Annotated in this window: 14 protein-coding genes and 1 tRNA gene; 7 read left to right on the forward strand and 8 right to left on the reverse strand. The window is 66.6% G+C overall.

What is annotated here, in order from left to right; genetic code table 11:
- Window positions 1–5 precede the first annotated feature (5 nt).
- On the reverse strand, window positions 6–1,232 hold the full coding sequence (gene arcA / locus ON23_RS23055; RefSeq protein WP_051043165.1) for an arginine deiminase: 1,227 nt from the start codon (window positions 1,230–1,232) through the stop codon (window positions 6–8).
- A gap of 145 nt (window positions 1,233–1,377) precedes the next feature.
- Between arcA and soxR (ON23_RS23060) the strand changes: the two genes are divergently transcribed.
- Window positions 1,378–1,929 (forward strand): redox-sensitive transcriptional activator SoxR, encoded by a 552-nt coding sequence (gene soxR / locus ON23_RS23060; RefSeq protein WP_039780723.1) that lies wholly within the window; start codon window positions 1,378–1,380, stop codon window positions 1,927–1,929.
- A 12-nt stretch (window positions 1,930–1,941) separates the two neighbouring features.
- Here soxR (ON23_RS23060) and ON23_RS23065 read toward each other — a convergent pair whose 3' ends face one another.
- The 6 genes from ON23_RS23065 to ON23_RS23090 form a co-directional block, all read right to left on the reverse strand.
- Window positions 1,942–2,838 (reverse strand): SDR family oxidoreductase, encoded by an 897-nt coding sequence (locus ON23_RS23065; protein ID WP_051043141.1) that lies wholly within the window; start codon window positions 2,836–2,838, stop codon window positions 1,942–1,944.
- A gap of 84 nt (window positions 2,839–2,922) precedes the next feature.
- Window positions 2,923–4,050, reverse strand: a complete 1,128-nt coding sequence (locus ON23_RS23070; RefSeq protein ID WP_039780724.1) for a glycosyltransferase — start codon at window positions 4,048–4,050, stop codon at window positions 2,923–2,925.
- Between the two features lie 147 nt (window positions 4,051–4,197).
- Entirely contained in the window at window positions 4,198–5,247 is a 1,050-nt protein-coding gene (locus tag ON23_RS23075) for a GAF domain-containing protein (protein WP_039780725.1), read from the reverse strand.
- 10 nt (window positions 5,248–5,257) lie between these two features.
- Window positions 5,258–7,072: a bifunctional diguanylate cyclase/phosphodiesterase gene (locus ON23_RS23080; protein ID WP_051043166.1), complete on the reverse strand. Its 1,815-nt coding sequence runs from the start codon at window positions 7,070–7,072 to the stop codon at window positions 5,258–5,260.
- Window positions 7,073–7,626: 554 nt separating this feature from the next.
- Window positions 7,627–8,058, reverse strand: coding sequence for an effector binding domain-containing protein (locus ON23_RS23085; RefSeq protein WP_039780726.1), 432 nt, complete (start codon window positions 8,056–8,058; stop codon window positions 7,627–7,629).
- Complete coding sequence (locus ON23_RS23090) at window positions 8,055–8,498, reverse strand: GyrI-like domain-containing protein (RefSeq protein ID WP_039780728.1); 444 nt, start codon at window positions 8,496–8,498, stop codon at window positions 8,055–8,057. The genes ON23_RS23085 and ON23_RS23090 overlap by 4 nt, the downstream gene beginning before the upstream one ends.
- 461 nt (window positions 8,499–8,959) lie before the next feature.
- Between ON23_RS23090 and ON23_RS23095 the strand changes: the two genes are divergently transcribed.
- The 4 genes from ON23_RS23095 to ON23_RS23110 all read left to right on the forward strand — a co-directional run bounded on the left by ON23_RS23095 (window position 8,960) and on the right by ON23_RS23110 (window position 10,553).
- On the forward strand, window positions 8,960–9,676 hold the full coding sequence (locus ON23_RS23095; RefSeq protein ID WP_039780780.1) for a uracil-DNA glycosylase: 717 nt from the start codon (window positions 8,960–8,962) through the stop codon (window positions 9,674–9,676).
- An 89-nt stretch (window positions 9,677–9,765) separates the two neighbouring features.
- Window positions 9,766–9,838, forward strand: a tRNA-Ala gene (locus ON23_RS23100).
- A 74-nt stretch (window positions 9,839–9,912) separates the two neighbouring features.
- Window positions 9,913–10,161: a ribbon-helix-helix domain-containing protein gene (locus ON23_RS23105; protein WP_039780730.1), complete on the forward strand. Its 249-nt coding sequence runs from the start codon at window positions 9,913–9,915 to the stop codon at window positions 10,159–10,161.
- Window positions 10,161–10,553, forward strand: a complete 393-nt coding sequence (locus ON23_RS23110) for a DNA-binding protein (protein ID WP_039780731.1) — start codon at window positions 10,161–10,163, stop codon at window positions 10,551–10,553. The genes ON23_RS23105 and ON23_RS23110 overlap by 1 nt, the downstream gene beginning before the upstream one ends.
- A gap of 327 nt (window positions 10,554–10,880) precedes the next feature.
- On the opposite strand, the gene soxR (ON23_RS23115) is transcribed toward ON23_RS23110, so the two are convergent.
- On the reverse strand, window positions 10,881–11,399 hold the full coding sequence (gene soxR / locus ON23_RS23115) for a redox-sensitive transcriptional activator SoxR (protein WP_083904188.1): 519 nt from the start codon (window positions 11,397–11,399) through the stop codon (window positions 10,881–10,883).
- Here soxR (ON23_RS23115) and ON23_RS23120 point away from each other — a divergent pair.
- Together ON23_RS23120 and ON23_RS38900 are read left to right on the forward strand one after the other, a co-directional pair.
- Entirely contained in the window at window positions 11,390–11,971 is a 582-nt protein-coding gene (locus ON23_RS23120) for an NADPH-dependent FMN reductase (RefSeq protein ID WP_039780733.1), read from the forward strand. The two genes, soxR (ON23_RS23115) and ON23_RS23120, sit on opposite strands and share 10 nt — an antisense overlap.
- Before the next feature lie 34 nt (window positions 11,972–12,005).
- The gene (locus ON23_RS38900; RefSeq protein ID WP_063821321.1) at window positions 12,006–13,115 is read left to right on the forward strand and encodes a nitroreductase family deazaflavin-dependent oxidoreductase; all 1,110 of its coding nucleotides are present in this window, start codon (window positions 12,006–12,008) and stop codon (window positions 13,113–13,115) included.
- Window positions 13,116–13,121: the final 6 nt, after the last annotated feature.

Here is a 13,121-nt window from a genome sequence, read left to right on the forward strand (position 1 = left end):
GGTTTTCACACCTCGTCACGCGACAGCGGGCAGGACAGACAGCGGGGCCCGCCACGCCCGGAACCCAGTTCGGATCCCGGAATGGTCAGCACCTCGATGCCCGCATCGGCCAGCCGTGTATTCGTATTCTCGTTGCGTTCATAGGCCACCACGACCCCGGGCGCCAGCGCGAGGGTGTTGTTGCCGTCGTCCCACTGTTCCCGTTCGGCGGTCACCCCGTCCAGCCCGGTGTCGATGACCCGGAGTTTGCCGATGCCCATCGCCTCGGCCGCGGCGGGCAGGAACGGATCCGGACCGCTCATCCGGACCGAATCACCGTCGGACCGAATGGTGAACGCGCGCAACGAATTCTGCACACCCGGGTACATCACCACCGCATCGCGGTCGACCATCGTGCACACGGTGTCCAGGTGCATGGTGGCCCGGTTCTGCGCGATCGGCACCACCAGCACGGTGTGGGCCAGCGCATCGTCGAAGAGACTGCGCGCCAGCGCTTCCGCGCCCGCCGGTGAGGTGCGCTCGCCCACCCCGATCGCGACGACACCGGGCGAAAGCAGCAGCACGTCACCGCCTTCCATCGGCGCGGTGTGCGATTCGTAGGCCCGGCGCACGCCGAGGAATCGCGGATGGAAGGCGTATACCAGGTCGGTGAGCGAGGTTTCGCGAGCGCGGGCCGGCAGCGCGAGTGAGGTGATGGCCACCTTGGGCCCCACCCAGAACGAGGAATCGCGCGTGAACAGCAGATTCGGCAGCGGTTCGATGACGAAATCGGTGCCGTGGTGCATGCGCCGCACCAGTGAGGCGGCATCCGGTTCGAACGGCAATTCGTCGAAGGTCATGCCGGCCATGAGAATTCGCGCCAGATCCGGTGCGGGCACCGCGCGCAGATAGGTCTTCAATTCCTCGGCCAGGGCGTAGCCGATGCGGCGGGCGTCGACGGCCGCGGTGATGCCCATACTGCGTCCGGCGCCGCTGACCGCGAGCGTCTCGGTGAGCAGATCGGCGAGCAACAGCACCTCGACACCGCGGCCGCGCAGCACGTCGGCGAAGATCTCGTGCTCCTGCTGCGCCCGCTCCACCCAGGGGATGGCGTCGAACAACAGTTGATCGTTGTTGCGCGGCGTGAGTCGGCGCAGCTCATCGCCCGGGCGATGCAGCAGTACCGCGCGCAGCGTCCCGACCTCGGTCGTCACGGAAAACGGTCGCGCCGGGGGCACAGCCTCTGTTCCCATATCCCGACCGTAATGGGCCGCCGCCGGGTTGGCACGAAATTGTTCGCCGACCACGCCGGATCCGGCGCCGACGCTATCACCGCTGTGTGGCGGTGAAGTTCCCGGTTCTCGCCCGGTCACCAAAAACCTGAAGTATCGTTGAGGTATGCAGCATACGACGTGGCAAGCCAAGGAGCTCACCCCCGGCCAACTGTCGGAACGCAGTGGCGTCGCGGTGTCGGCACTGCATTTCTACGAACGCGAGGGCCTGATCGCCAGCCGCCGCACCAGCGGAAACCAGCGCCGATACTCCCGGGAAACGCTGCGCCGGGTGGCATTCATCCGGATCTCGCAGCGCGTCGGAATTCCGCTCAGCGAAATTCGCAAGGCTCTCGACACCCTACCGGAGGGACGTACTCCCAATCGGAAGGATTGGGAACGATTGTCGGTAACGTGGCGCACCGATCTCGATCAGCGGATCGAACAGCTCACCCGGCTGCGCAACAGCCTCACCGACTGCATCGGCTGCGGCTGCCTGTCACTGGGCAGCTGCCGCATCGTCAACTATCACGACCGGCTCGGCGACGAGGGCCCCGGCGCGCGGACGCTGGATGTGAGCATCGACTGCACGAAAGCCGAGGGATGCGAGGAACCGAGCCTCGACAATCCACCCGTGGATGCCGAGGTGGCGGCGTGCGCCGAGAAGATGTGCGGGTGATTCCCGCCCGGCTCAACGCAGGAAGCGGTTGAACTGGTCGTTGGCGCGGCGCATCGTGAACTCGTAGGGCCAGGCGAACTTTCGCGCCCACCAATACCCGAACCGCACGTCGAACGAGGTGTAGACGAGGAAGCGATTCTTCTCGATACCGCGGAAGATGGCGCGCGCCGCCTGGTCGGGCGAGGCGGCGTGCGACTGGAAACGCTTCACATACCGCTGAATTCGCGGATCGTCGCGGTCCACACCGGCGATCTCGACCGTCTGCACCAGATGGGTGTTCACCGCGCCCGGCACCACCAGATGCACCGTGATCCCGTGCCGGGCCAGGTCGAAGCGCAGTACCTCCGATACGCCGCGCAACCCGTACTTGCTCGCGCTGTAGGCCGCATGCCAGGGAAAGGCCAGCAGCCCCGCCGCGGAGGACACGTTGACCAGCGCGCCACCGCGCCCGGCCCGCACCATCTCCGGCACAAAACTCTCGATGACGTGGATCGGGCCCATCAGGTTCACGTCGACCAGGGAGCGCCAGTGCCGGTGCTCGAGGTTTTCGACGGTGCCCCAGGCCGAGATGCCGGCCACGTTCATCACCACGTCCAGGCTGCCGTGCCGATCGTGCACGTCCCGGGCGAAGGCGGCGACCGCCTCGTAATCGCTGATGTCGAGTGCCCGCGATTCCAGCACCTTGCCGCCGGTGCGCCCGATCTCCTCGACGGTGTCCGCGAGTCCGGCGGCGTCGATATCGGTCAGGACGAGTTCGGCACCCTGTGCGGCGGCGGCGATCGCGGTCGCCCGACCGATTCCGCTGGCCGCGCCGGTGACCAGAGTCTTCTTGCCGCTCACGGACTTCAAGCGATCACGCACGCCGTTCCTCGAATGCTCTGCGGTGTGATGTCGGTGCTGGGCCGGCATCCGGACTGACTATCTCCGTCGCCCTGGAGCATACGTGTTCCCCGACACACCGCATCCGTACCGGGCCGCACGGGCACGTCGCGGCTACGACAATTCGCGCAATACCGACAGCATCCCGGAGACCGCGACCGGCCACGGGAATTGTTCGGCCCGCGAGCGCGCCGCACGCCGTCGCTGCGCCGCCGGGCGGGCCAGCACATCGGTGACGGCCTCGGCGAAGGCGGACGGGTGATCGGCGGCCACGGCGCCGCATTCGGCGGTCACGATGTCGGCCAGCGCCGAGGAACGACTCGCCACCACCGGAGTGCCGGCGGCCAGCGCCTCGAGCGCCGCCAGGCCGAACGTTTCGTGCGGACCGGGCGCGAGGGAGATGTCGGCGCTGGCCAGCAGGGTCGCCAAATGTGTTCGGTCGTCGATGAATCCGGCGAAATGGACGCCGGGACGCCCGTCGGGCAGCGCCGCCACGCCGCGCGCCTGCCGGACCAGCGCGTCGCGGCGTGGCCCGTCGCCCGCGACCACCAGGCGCACGTTCACCCCGCCCCGGCGCAGGTGATCCACCGCCTCGATACTGCGATCGACCCGCTTCTCCACCGACAGCCGCCCGCAGTGCACCACCAGATGCGAACCCCCGAGCCGCGCCCGCAGGGCCCGATCGTGACGATGCGGCGCGAACAGCTCCAGATCGACCCCCAACGGGACGAGCGCAACGTTCGGAGCATCGATCCGGTCGAATTCCGCGCGGGCGAACGCGGTCGTGCAGACGACCATGTCGTAATCGGCGGCGGTGCGACGGTTGGCGACGTCGGCGGCGCGCCGCGCGACCGAGGTGGGCAGCACCTGGCCGAGCAACCGATCGAGACGTTCGTGCGAGATCATCACCGACGCGATATCCCGGCGGCGAGCCCACCGTCCGAAACCGCGCAAGGTCAGCCGGTCCGACACCTCGAGCGCATCCGGCGCCAGTCCCGCCAGCAGATCGGCGACTCGGCGCGGATCGGCCGCGCGATACCCGCCCGTCCACGGAATCCCCACCGCCGGCACGGTCATCCGCACCACACCGTTCGGCAGCATCTCCTCGCCCCGGCGCGCGCCCGGCACGATCAGCACCACCTCGTGCCCGGCCGCCACATATCCGGCGCCGAGGTGATGCAGTGCGGTGCGAAGTCCGCCCGAACGCGGCCCGTAGAAGTTCGCCAGCTGAGCGATGCGCACGCGCCGATCGTCCCCGTCGCGCGAACCGGCCGGACGAACACGGGATGAATCTTCGCGAAAGCCTGAACCAATGCCGCGTCCGCGGTCTCACCTGATCCCGGCGCGATCTCCCGGTGCTTGTGGCGTGGAGTACCGGCGGCGTGCAGCTCAGCCGGCCGCTGCGACCCGGATCATGCCGTGCGCGCGCTCCGGACCGAGCCTCGACAATTCCGCCCGCACCACGATCCAGTCCGAATGTTCGAACCGGATGCGAAATACGAATTCCCTTGCGGGCGCGTCGATGTCGTCGGCGAACACGGCCGCGAACGCCGCCCGGTAGTCCCGCTGATCATCCGGGTGCACGATCGGCCGTTCGGTGCTCCAGCCCTCCAGCGGCGGTGGCGGCGGACTGGCCCACTCGTACACCAGCCCCAACGCCAATTCGACGAATCCGACACCGGCGTCGGGCGACCGCGACACCGCCCGGGTGATCGCCAGATCGGTATCCGGACGCGGCGGGCTGACGTCGGTGATCTCGTGCAGCAGCGCGCGGGTGATATGCGCGGTCCGGGTCGAAACAGCCGAATGCGGATCCTCGCGATGCACCCGGATGACCAGCTGGAAGTTCCGCACGATCTCGTCGTCACCGCGAATCGCCAGTTCCCCCTGCCAGCGCCCGGCCGGATCGGTGCCCGCCACCACCGCGGTGTAGCCCATCCGCTCGTCGAAGCGCACCATCCGCCCGAACACCTCCGGCGGCGTGCGCACCACCCGCACATGTTCGCGGGCGCGGGCGAAGGCCAGTTCCTCCAGGCCGGGGCCGTGGTGGGCGAGTTCGGTATCGGAATCCCAGTCCCATGCCGCGACCGCACGGCGGGGCGGCGGCTGCTGTCGGGCGGCACCGACCCACAACTGCACCCCGTGCACTGCCCCGAACGAGCAGAAGACCGGCACCGCGATCGCGGTCCAGCCGCCCTCGGACACGACGATCCTGTTATCGGCCGACTCCGCGACCGAGTCGGACGGAACGGCCGCTGCCGCCAGCTCCACGGCCGCGGCCGCCAAGGCGGAGGCACCCGCTCCGAGCGAGCGTCCTGCGCGCGAAAGACTCGTCCATTCCCGGACGCGAGGCCCGTCGGCGACGATGGTCGGCCCACTCACGGGCGCGAGCGTTTCCACCAGGAGCCATGGCGAACCCACGGATTCGGCGTCGGCCATACCCGGGGAATCAGATCCGATGCGCCCCACGGGAAACCCGCGGGAGTTCCAGGTCGAGCGGGATCCGCCCCTCCGCCAGATGCGGTTCGGCCTCGTCGGCGGGCATCGGCCGCGCGATGAGGAAACCCTGCGCCCGGTAGCAGCCCAGCCCGACCAGGGTGCGCGCGGCCACCGCCGTCTCCACCCCTTCGCCGACCACGCCGAGACCGAACGAACCGGCAAGTCCCACAATCGATTTCACGATCGCCAGATCATCGGTGCTGGCGCCGAGCCGCTGCACGAAACCACGGTCGATCTTCACCGCGTCCACCGGCAGGGCCTTGAGATGCGAGAGCGAACTGTAGCCGGTGCCGAAATCGTCGATCGCGATCTGCACGCCCATGCGCTTGAGTCCGCGCAAGGTCACCTGCGTGCGGGTCAGATCCGAGACCACGACGTGTTCGGTGATCTCCAGACACACCGAACTGCCGTCGATTCCGTGCCGGCGCAGCACATCCTCGACGCATTCCACGAAGTCCAGACTCACCAGCTGCACCGGCGAGACGTTGATCCGGATCACCACGTTCGAGGCCAACCCGGCGCGCCGCCATGTCGCGAATTGCGCCAGGGCCGTGCGCAATACCCAGCGACCGAGTTCGCCGGCCAGATTCGTCGCCTCGGCCACCCCGACGAAGGCACCCGGCGGCAGCAGTCCGCGAGTGGGATGCTGCCAGCGCACCAGCGCCTCCAGCGCCACGATGCGCCCGGTCCGCAGATCCACCTCGGGCTGATAGTGCAGCAGCAGCGAACCGTCGGAGACCGCGCCGCGCAGATTCAACTCGACGTCGTCCTGCAGTTCGAACTGCGCGCGCATGGCATCGGTGAACACCGCGACGCCGTTGCCGCCACCCGATTTCGCCGACAACAGCGCGTGGTCGGCCCGGCGCAGCAGATCGGCGACGGTGGTCTCTCCCGGCATACCCAGCGCCACACCGACACTCGCGCCGCGGCTCACGGTTTCCCCGCCCACCGACACCCGGCGGGTGATCAACTGCTGAATCCGGGTGGCCTCGAGTTCCGCCGCGACCGGATCCACCGGTTTGGCCGGAACGATGACGAATTCGTCGCCACCCAGCCGCGCGATCATGTCGTTCAGATCGAGATGTTCCTTCAGCCGCGACGACAGGGTGCGGATGAAATTGTCGCCGGCGGTATGGCCCAGGAAATCGTTGAGCGCCTTGAGCCGATCGAGATCGAGGAAGAAGGCGGCGACCGGTCCCGAACTGCCCGGACGCAACCGCTCCTCCATATGCTCGAGCAGCGCGCGACGGTTGGCCAATCCGGTGAGGTCGTCGTGCAGGGCGATGTAGCGCAGCCGTTCCTCGGCCACCACCCGGGCCTGCAACTGCGCCAGCAGCGCCGCGATCGCCTTCAGGACGTTGATCTCCCGGGTGCTCCACTGCCGGTCGCCCTGTTTCATGAATCCGAGCAGCCCGGTCGGCTCACCGCGCGACATCAGCGGAACGGTCGCGGTCGTCACGTCGGTCAGTCCGGAACGGCGAATCGTCTCCTGATAGTCGGAGAATTCCGGCGTCGGGCGGGCGATCATCGGTTCGGTGGCGTGTTCGACGGCGCGGAACACCGAATCGGCCTGTTCGAAATACACCACACGCAGCGGGTCGGGGTCGGGCACGCCCTGGCGCGGCGGCCATTCGGCGACCAGCACCGTCGCCCGCCGTTCCCGGTCGGTATGGCGGACGAAACTGAAATCGACGTCGAAGTAGTCGACCAGTTTGGCCAGCACTCGTTCGGTCGCCGCCACCATCGTCGTGGCGTCGACACCCATCAACTCCGCGGCGACCTGGGTCACCAACGAGTCGAGCGTTCGCCGAGGCACCTTGTCTCCGATCGCGCTATCCACGGCATGTCAAGGGAAGGACGTCCACGCCCCGAGCATCGATGAATCCGCCCTGAACCGACGCTAGTGTATCGACGTATCGCGATGAAATCGCGGCGAGTTCGCGGAGAGGTGCGGCGGAGAATTCGCCGAGGGCCGGCACGAGGGCCGTACGGCGGGGTCGCACAGGGTGGTCAGCAGCCATATCGTCGCAGCGCCTCCGGTGCGACATCCAGCCCAGTCATACGGTTCCTACTCTGTTGCTGCGCGGCGCGGCGCGATCGTTCGGCCACCTCCGCTCGGCATGCGCTACCGCCGGTGTCGGGTATGGCCACCTAGGGAAGTATCCGTCATCCCTCCGAAATTGACCAGACGTCCGGCAAATCTTCCGAAACCTGAGCGTGGCGCGCGCTATCGATCGAGGTCATCGAGTCGGTGTTGTACACCACACGGAACAAAAAGACCGCCCGGTTCCCATTTGGTTACCTGATGGCAATCTAATTTCACACCAGAATCGAGATGAACAACTCCAGCCGGTCGGGACCACGCCACACCTCGATCTCCTCGCGATACGCCCGGGTGATCTCGGCCGACGCGGTGGCGTCGTCGACCTGCGCCCAGACGTCCTCGACGGGATCGTGATAATCACCGTTGGGTTCGAATCGGGCATATACGCCCTTCGGGACGCAAATCATCACATCGCCGACCGGCACCTCTTTGGGTGCGTGATATTCGTAGCTGACCAGCACGTTGTAATTTCCGGCCGGATCGGGCACGTAGACGGTGTAGAGCGGGCCGCCGATCTCGCGATCACGCAGCCGGTCACGCAGGAATTCGATCAGCTCACTGTTGCTGACCTTGAAACTCGGCCGCACCCGCGGCACCACCAGGCCGCCGTAGATGGCCGCGTCGCGGACCACGATCGAATACGTCATCGGGGGTCTACCGCCAGGTACAGATCGATCTTGTACGCGTGCGGATAGCATTCGAAATCCCCGGTGAAGGTGCGTTTGATCTGATTGTGTTCCTCGGCGTAGGCGATCTGGGTCCACAGGTCGGTCATGATCTGCGGAAAATTGCCGACCGCGGAGAAACGCGCATAGGCGCCGGCGGGTAGCCGGGACACGATATGCCCGCGGGTCACCCGGTCGAACGAGGTGCATTCGTAGCCGACGATCTGCGTATTGAACGTGCCCAGATCGGGCGCGTAATCGGTGTACGAGGAGGCCAGCGGGCCGCCCAATTCCTGATGCAGCACCGCGGCCCAGGCCGCCTCGAGATCACGGTCGCGCAGTTCTCCGAGCGCACGTTTCGGACTGCGCACCGGTAGCCCGGCGACCCACGTCTCGTCCCGCTCGACGATTTCGAACTGCATGCAAGAACTCTCTCGATGTGATCGCGTTGGGCCGCGCAACCGGTGCTGCGGCGGACCGTCCGGCTGGAAACGCCATGCTATCAACATCGAAAGCTACGGACCTGCACGTCTGCTGCCGGGACAGCTGATCATCCGACCGGTCCGATTCCAGCGACCTGTCGGCTTTTCGACCGACAGCCGCCCCTATCCAGAAAATCGGCGGCTCTCCTCACCGCCGCGAACACCTCGCGCCGGATCGCACGAATCGCCCACAAGGCACGAATCGGCATGTACCGGACGGTGTGCCGAGGCTCGCAAACCGACAGCTATCGACAGCGGCAGGTGTGACACGGTCACCGCGGAACGGGCAGACTCGCAGGTGCACCGACCGAACGGAGGGACCGATGGTGCGTCGCACCGCTGCCAGCGAAACACCGAACACCGCCGCGACAGCGTCCGCCGAGTATCCCGACCTCGACGCCATGGACACCGCGCTCACCGACTGCCGCGCCTGCCCGCGACTGGTCGCCTGGCGCGAACAGGTCGCCCGCGAGAAGCGCGCCGCCTTCCGCGACGAAACCTACTGGGGCCGCCCGGTGACCGGTTTCGGCCCCGCCGACGCCGCCATGCTGCTGGTCGGCCTCGCCCCCGCCGCCCACGGCGGAAACCGCACCGGCCGGATGTTCACCGGCGACCGTAGCGGCGACGTACTCTTCGCCTCCCTCTACAACATCGGCGCCGCCACCCAGCCCACCGCCACCCGCCGCGACGACGGCCTCCGGCTGATCGGCACCCGCGTCACCTCCCCCGTGCACTGCGCGCCCCCGGACAACAAACCCACCATCGACGAACGCGACCGCTGCCGGCACTGGCTGATCAATGAACTCGAATTGCTTTCCCCCACAGTCCGTTCCGTCGTCGTCCTCGGCGCCTGGGGCTGGCAGGCACTCATGCCCGCCCTCACCGCGGCCGGCTGGCAGGTCCCCCGCCCCCGCCCGAAATTCGGCCACGGCGTCCACTACTCGATCGAACCCGCCCGCCCCGGCCGCCACCCCGTCGAACTGTTCGGCAGCTACCACGTCAGCCAGCAGAACACCTTCACCGGCCGCCTCACCCCCGCCATGCTCGACGCGGTCCTCGCCGAAGCCGCCACCGCCGCCGGCCTCCACCTCACCCCACCCACCCCCGAACCCACCTGACCCCGCATTTCCCCACCTCGACCAGCCGATTCGGAATCTCCCGCCCCCACCTGCTAAAGTTCTCCTCCGTTGGCACGGAAACGAGCCACGGGGCTATAGCGCAGTTGGTAGCGCGTCTCGTTCGCATCGAGAAGGTCAGGGGTTCGATTCCCCTTAGCTCCACTTTCGAAGCCGCAGGTTATCGCCTGCGGCTTTTTTCATGCCCCGGCAATGCCACCGCCGGTAGGATAAGTGCCATGAGCGGTAGTAAGAAGTACTCCGTGAGTCTGCCCGAAGACCTCGCCGAGGCTGTGCGCGAACATGTCGGCCCGGGGGGCTTCTCCGCCTACATCACCGAAGCACTCGAACAACGTGTCGCCATGGACAAGCTCGGCGAAATCGTCGCCGACTACACGAAAGACCACGACCCGATCAGCCAAGAGAAGATCGACGCCGCGCGGGCGGCATTGCGCCACGACAAAGACGCGCTCGGCGGGGCGGCCTGATGCCCGGCACTCTCCTGCTCGACAGCGAAGGATTGTCCAAGCTCTACCATCGCGACCGAAATGTCGTCATTCACGTCGAAGCCGCTCGGCAAGAAGGCATTCGAGTCGCTACGACAGCGATGACGCGGCTGGAAGCAGAAGACCGCCACCTCAGCCAAGCACGAATCGCCTGGATTCTCTCCCGCCTCGACCTCTACGAAATCACCCGCACCACAAGCGACTCCGCCGCCGACCTCCTGAGAACCCACCAGCTTGACGGCTACAAATACGTCATCGACGCAGTCCTCGCCGCCGTCGCACGAAGCGCCACGCCCCCGGTCACCATCCTCACCTCCGATCCCGAAGACTTGATACTGCTGTGCGGGAAAGGAATCGAGATCATCAAGGTATAGCGGAACTCAAAAGATGCCGGGTCGACATTCGCGCGCGCAAGTCGCTTCGGCGGCGGGTGTCACGATGGCCACCAGATGGCCACCGCAATCACCAACAGCGACAACCCGATTGCGATCACGCGCGACGACGATCGAACAGATCCGCCGAACCGCCCACGAATTCAGTCGAACTGGCGCCCTACCCGCACGCCCGCACCAGCGGCATGATCGGCAGTCTCGATCAGCTCATCTACGAGGCGAATGAGAGCGATGGCCAACTACGACGGGACCGAAAATGGCAAACCGCCGCCGTGTTCGAGGCCGACGAACCTGCGAGGCAGCGACGCCTCAGTTGTCGAAGAGCCGCCGCGGGCCCGGACCCTCTTTGCCGAGTTCGTCGTTCGGGTTGACGAGGGCGCATTGCTGGAACGACAGGCAGCCGCAGCCGATGCATTCGGAGAACCGATCGCGCATCCGTTCCAGCCGCGCGATTCTGGAGTTGATGTCCTCGGCCCAGCAATCGGACGCCCTGGCCCAGAACTCCTGGCCCGGTACTTCACCGGGGGGCAGCAATGCCAGGACCTTGCCGATCACCGACAGGGGAATGCCCAGATGGTGTGAGGCGCGGATGAAGGCAACCTGCCGCAGCGTCGCACGGGTATAGCGCCGCTGATTCCCGATGGTGCGACGACTGTGGATGAGCCCCTGCCGCTCGTAGAACCGCAACGCCGAGGCCGGAACGCCACTGCGTTCGGCCAGTTCGCCGATCGTCACTTCGGCGACTTCAGGATGCGGCGGTGTCACGCGGGCCACACTACCTTGACTTGAACTCGTGTTTAAGTTCGAGACTTTTTCGTATGATCGCATCCGAAAGTCCACTGACCCTCGCCGTGATCGTCGGCAGCACCCGCGCGGGTCGATTCGGCCCGACAGTCGCCAATTGGTTCGTCGAACACGCCGAGCAGCGCGCGGGAATCGTCGTCGATGTCATCGACCTGGCGGAATCGCCTCTGCCTGAACGGCTGTCGACCGACCTCGGGGCGCTGGAGGCCGCGGCGCTGGGGGCTGTCAGCCCGCGCCTGGCGGCGGCCGACGCATTCGTCGTGGTGACACCGGAGTACAACCACAGCTATCCCGCGCCACTGAAGACCGCCATCGACTGGCATTACACCGAGTGGCACGCCAAGCCGATCGGATTCGTCTCCTACGGAGGCATGGCAGGTGGGCTTCGCGCAGTCGAGCACCTTCGGCAGGTCTTCACCGAACTGCATGCGGTGACTGTTCGCGAAACCGTGAGCTTTCACAACGCCGTGAGCGAATCGGGCGAGCTGACATCCACGGCGGCCAGTGACGCCGCCGCCGCGAAGCTGATCGATCAACTCCTCTGGTTCGGCCGAGCGCTGAAAACCGCTCGATCCGAGCACCCCTACGCAGCCTGAACCGCCCCCAACCGACAATGACGGAGAATCAACCATGATCGCCCGTAATGTATTGCCCGACATCGCACATCCCGACGTCGACACCGTCCTGATCGTGAGGTCGGCGGCGGAGGAGGTTTTCGCCGATCTGGAACGCGGCTCCTGGCCGAAGGAACTCATCTCGTGCACCGCATTCGTGAGCACCGACGGTGAGAAGAACGTCACCTACACCCAGTGGCGAAACGGCGCAGCCGGCCGCGAGTATCTGACCGGATTCGCAGGCATCGAAGCGGTCGAATATCGGCTGTATCGCAGCAGCGTCGGGGTGAATCCACCCGTTCCAGGATGCATCGTCATCCTCGACGTCGAATTCGACGGACCCGATCCCGATCGGCAACGACGCTGGGTCGATACGGTTTTCGACGCAATGGCCGGCGAAACCGACCCACACCCCGGCGGCATCTCCGGCCACTTCCACGTCAGCACCGACGGCACCCGAGTGCTCCCCTACGCGGAATGGACAACTGCGGACGCCCACCGCGACGCGATCGAACGGTCCGGCCAAGGCATGATCGGAGCAGGCAGCGGCTGGCGGCGAGTGAAAGAATTCCCCGGGGTCACCGACAGCGGATTCACGCGATACCACCTGCTGCACAGCCTGTCCGAGAGTTCGGCGCCCGAACCCGACGACGTCCACGACAGCCCGACAGACTGGGTCGCGGACCACGTCCGAGACTACGTCGAGACCGACGGGCAGAGTGGCCACCTCTACCAAGGCCGGCCCACGCTGCTGCTCACCACACGTGGAAGGAAATCAGGAAAGCTCCGGCGCACCGCGTTGATCTACGGAGAGGACGACGACCGCTACGTCCTGGTGGCCTCGAACGCCGGATCCCCCACCCACCCCGCCTGGTACCTCAACCTGCTCGCGGACCCCGACGTCACAATCCAAGTCGGAGCGGAGAAATTCACCGCCCGCGCGCGACCGGCGACCGCCGAAGAGAAACCACCGCTGTGGCACCTCATGACCGCGATCTTTCCGCTCTACGACACCTACCAGGCGAAAACCCACCGCGAAATCCCGCTCGTGATCATCGAACGCCGCCCGGGAGGTCTGATCGAGCCAGAACCCGCACCACCTGGGCTCGAGACTTCACAGCGGTGATCGGTA

This window comes from Nocardia cerradoensis NBRC 101014 (genome assembly GCF_000308535.1).
GTDB classification, from domain to species: Bacteria; Actinomycetota; Actinomycetes; order Mycobacteriales; family Mycobacteriaceae; genus Nocardia; species Nocardia cerradoensis.

Coding starts and splice junctions, on each gene's coding strand:
- arcA (WP_051043165.1), bottom strand. CDS start 1,232: ATGGGAACAGAGGCTGTGCCCCCGGCGCGACCGTTTTCCGTGACGACC.
- soxR (WP_039780723.1), top strand. CDS start 1,378: ATGCAGCATACGACGTGGCAAGCCAAGGAGCTCACCCCCGGCCAACTG.
- ON23_RS23065 (WP_051043141.1), bottom strand. CDS start 2,838: ATGCCGGCCCAGCACCGACATCACACCGCAGAGCATTCGAGGAACGGC.
- ON23_RS23075 (WP_039780725.1), bottom strand. CDS start 5,247: ATGGCCGACGCCGAATCCGTGGGTTCGCCATGGCTCCTGGTGGAAACG.
- ON23_RS23080 (WP_051043166.1), bottom strand. CDS start 7,072: ATGGGTGTCGACGCCACGACGATGGTGGCGGCGACCGAACGAGTGCTG.
- ON23_RS23085 (WP_039780726.1), bottom strand. CDS start 8,058: ATGACGTATTCGATCGTGGTCCGCGACGCGGCCATCTACGGCGGCCTG.
- ON23_RS23090 (WP_039780728.1), bottom strand. CDS start 8,498: ATGCAGTTCGAAATCGTCGAGCGGGACGAGACGTGGGTCGCCGGGCTA.
- ON23_RS23095 (WP_039780780.1), top strand. CDS start 8,960: ATGGACACCGCGCTCACCGACTGCCGCGCCTGCCCGCGACTGGTCGCC.
- ON23_RS23105 (WP_039780730.1), top strand. CDS start 9,913: ATGAGCGGTAGTAAGAAGTACTCCGTGAGTCTGCCCGAAGACCTCGCC.
- ON23_RS23110 (WP_039780731.1), top strand. CDS start 10,161: ATGCCCGGCACTCTCCTGCTCGACAGCGAAGGATTGTCCAAGCTCTAC.
- ON23_RS23120 (WP_039780733.1), top strand. CDS start 11,390: ATGATCGCATCCGAAAGTCCACTGACCCTCGCCGTGATCGTCGGCAGC.
- soxR (WP_083904188.1), bottom strand. CDS start 11,399: ATGCGATCATACGAAAAAGTCTCGAACTTAAACACGAGTTCAAGTCAA.
- ON23_RS38900 (WP_063821321.1), top strand. CDS start 12,006: ATGATCGCCCGTAATGTATTGCCCGACATCGCACATCCCGACGTCGAC.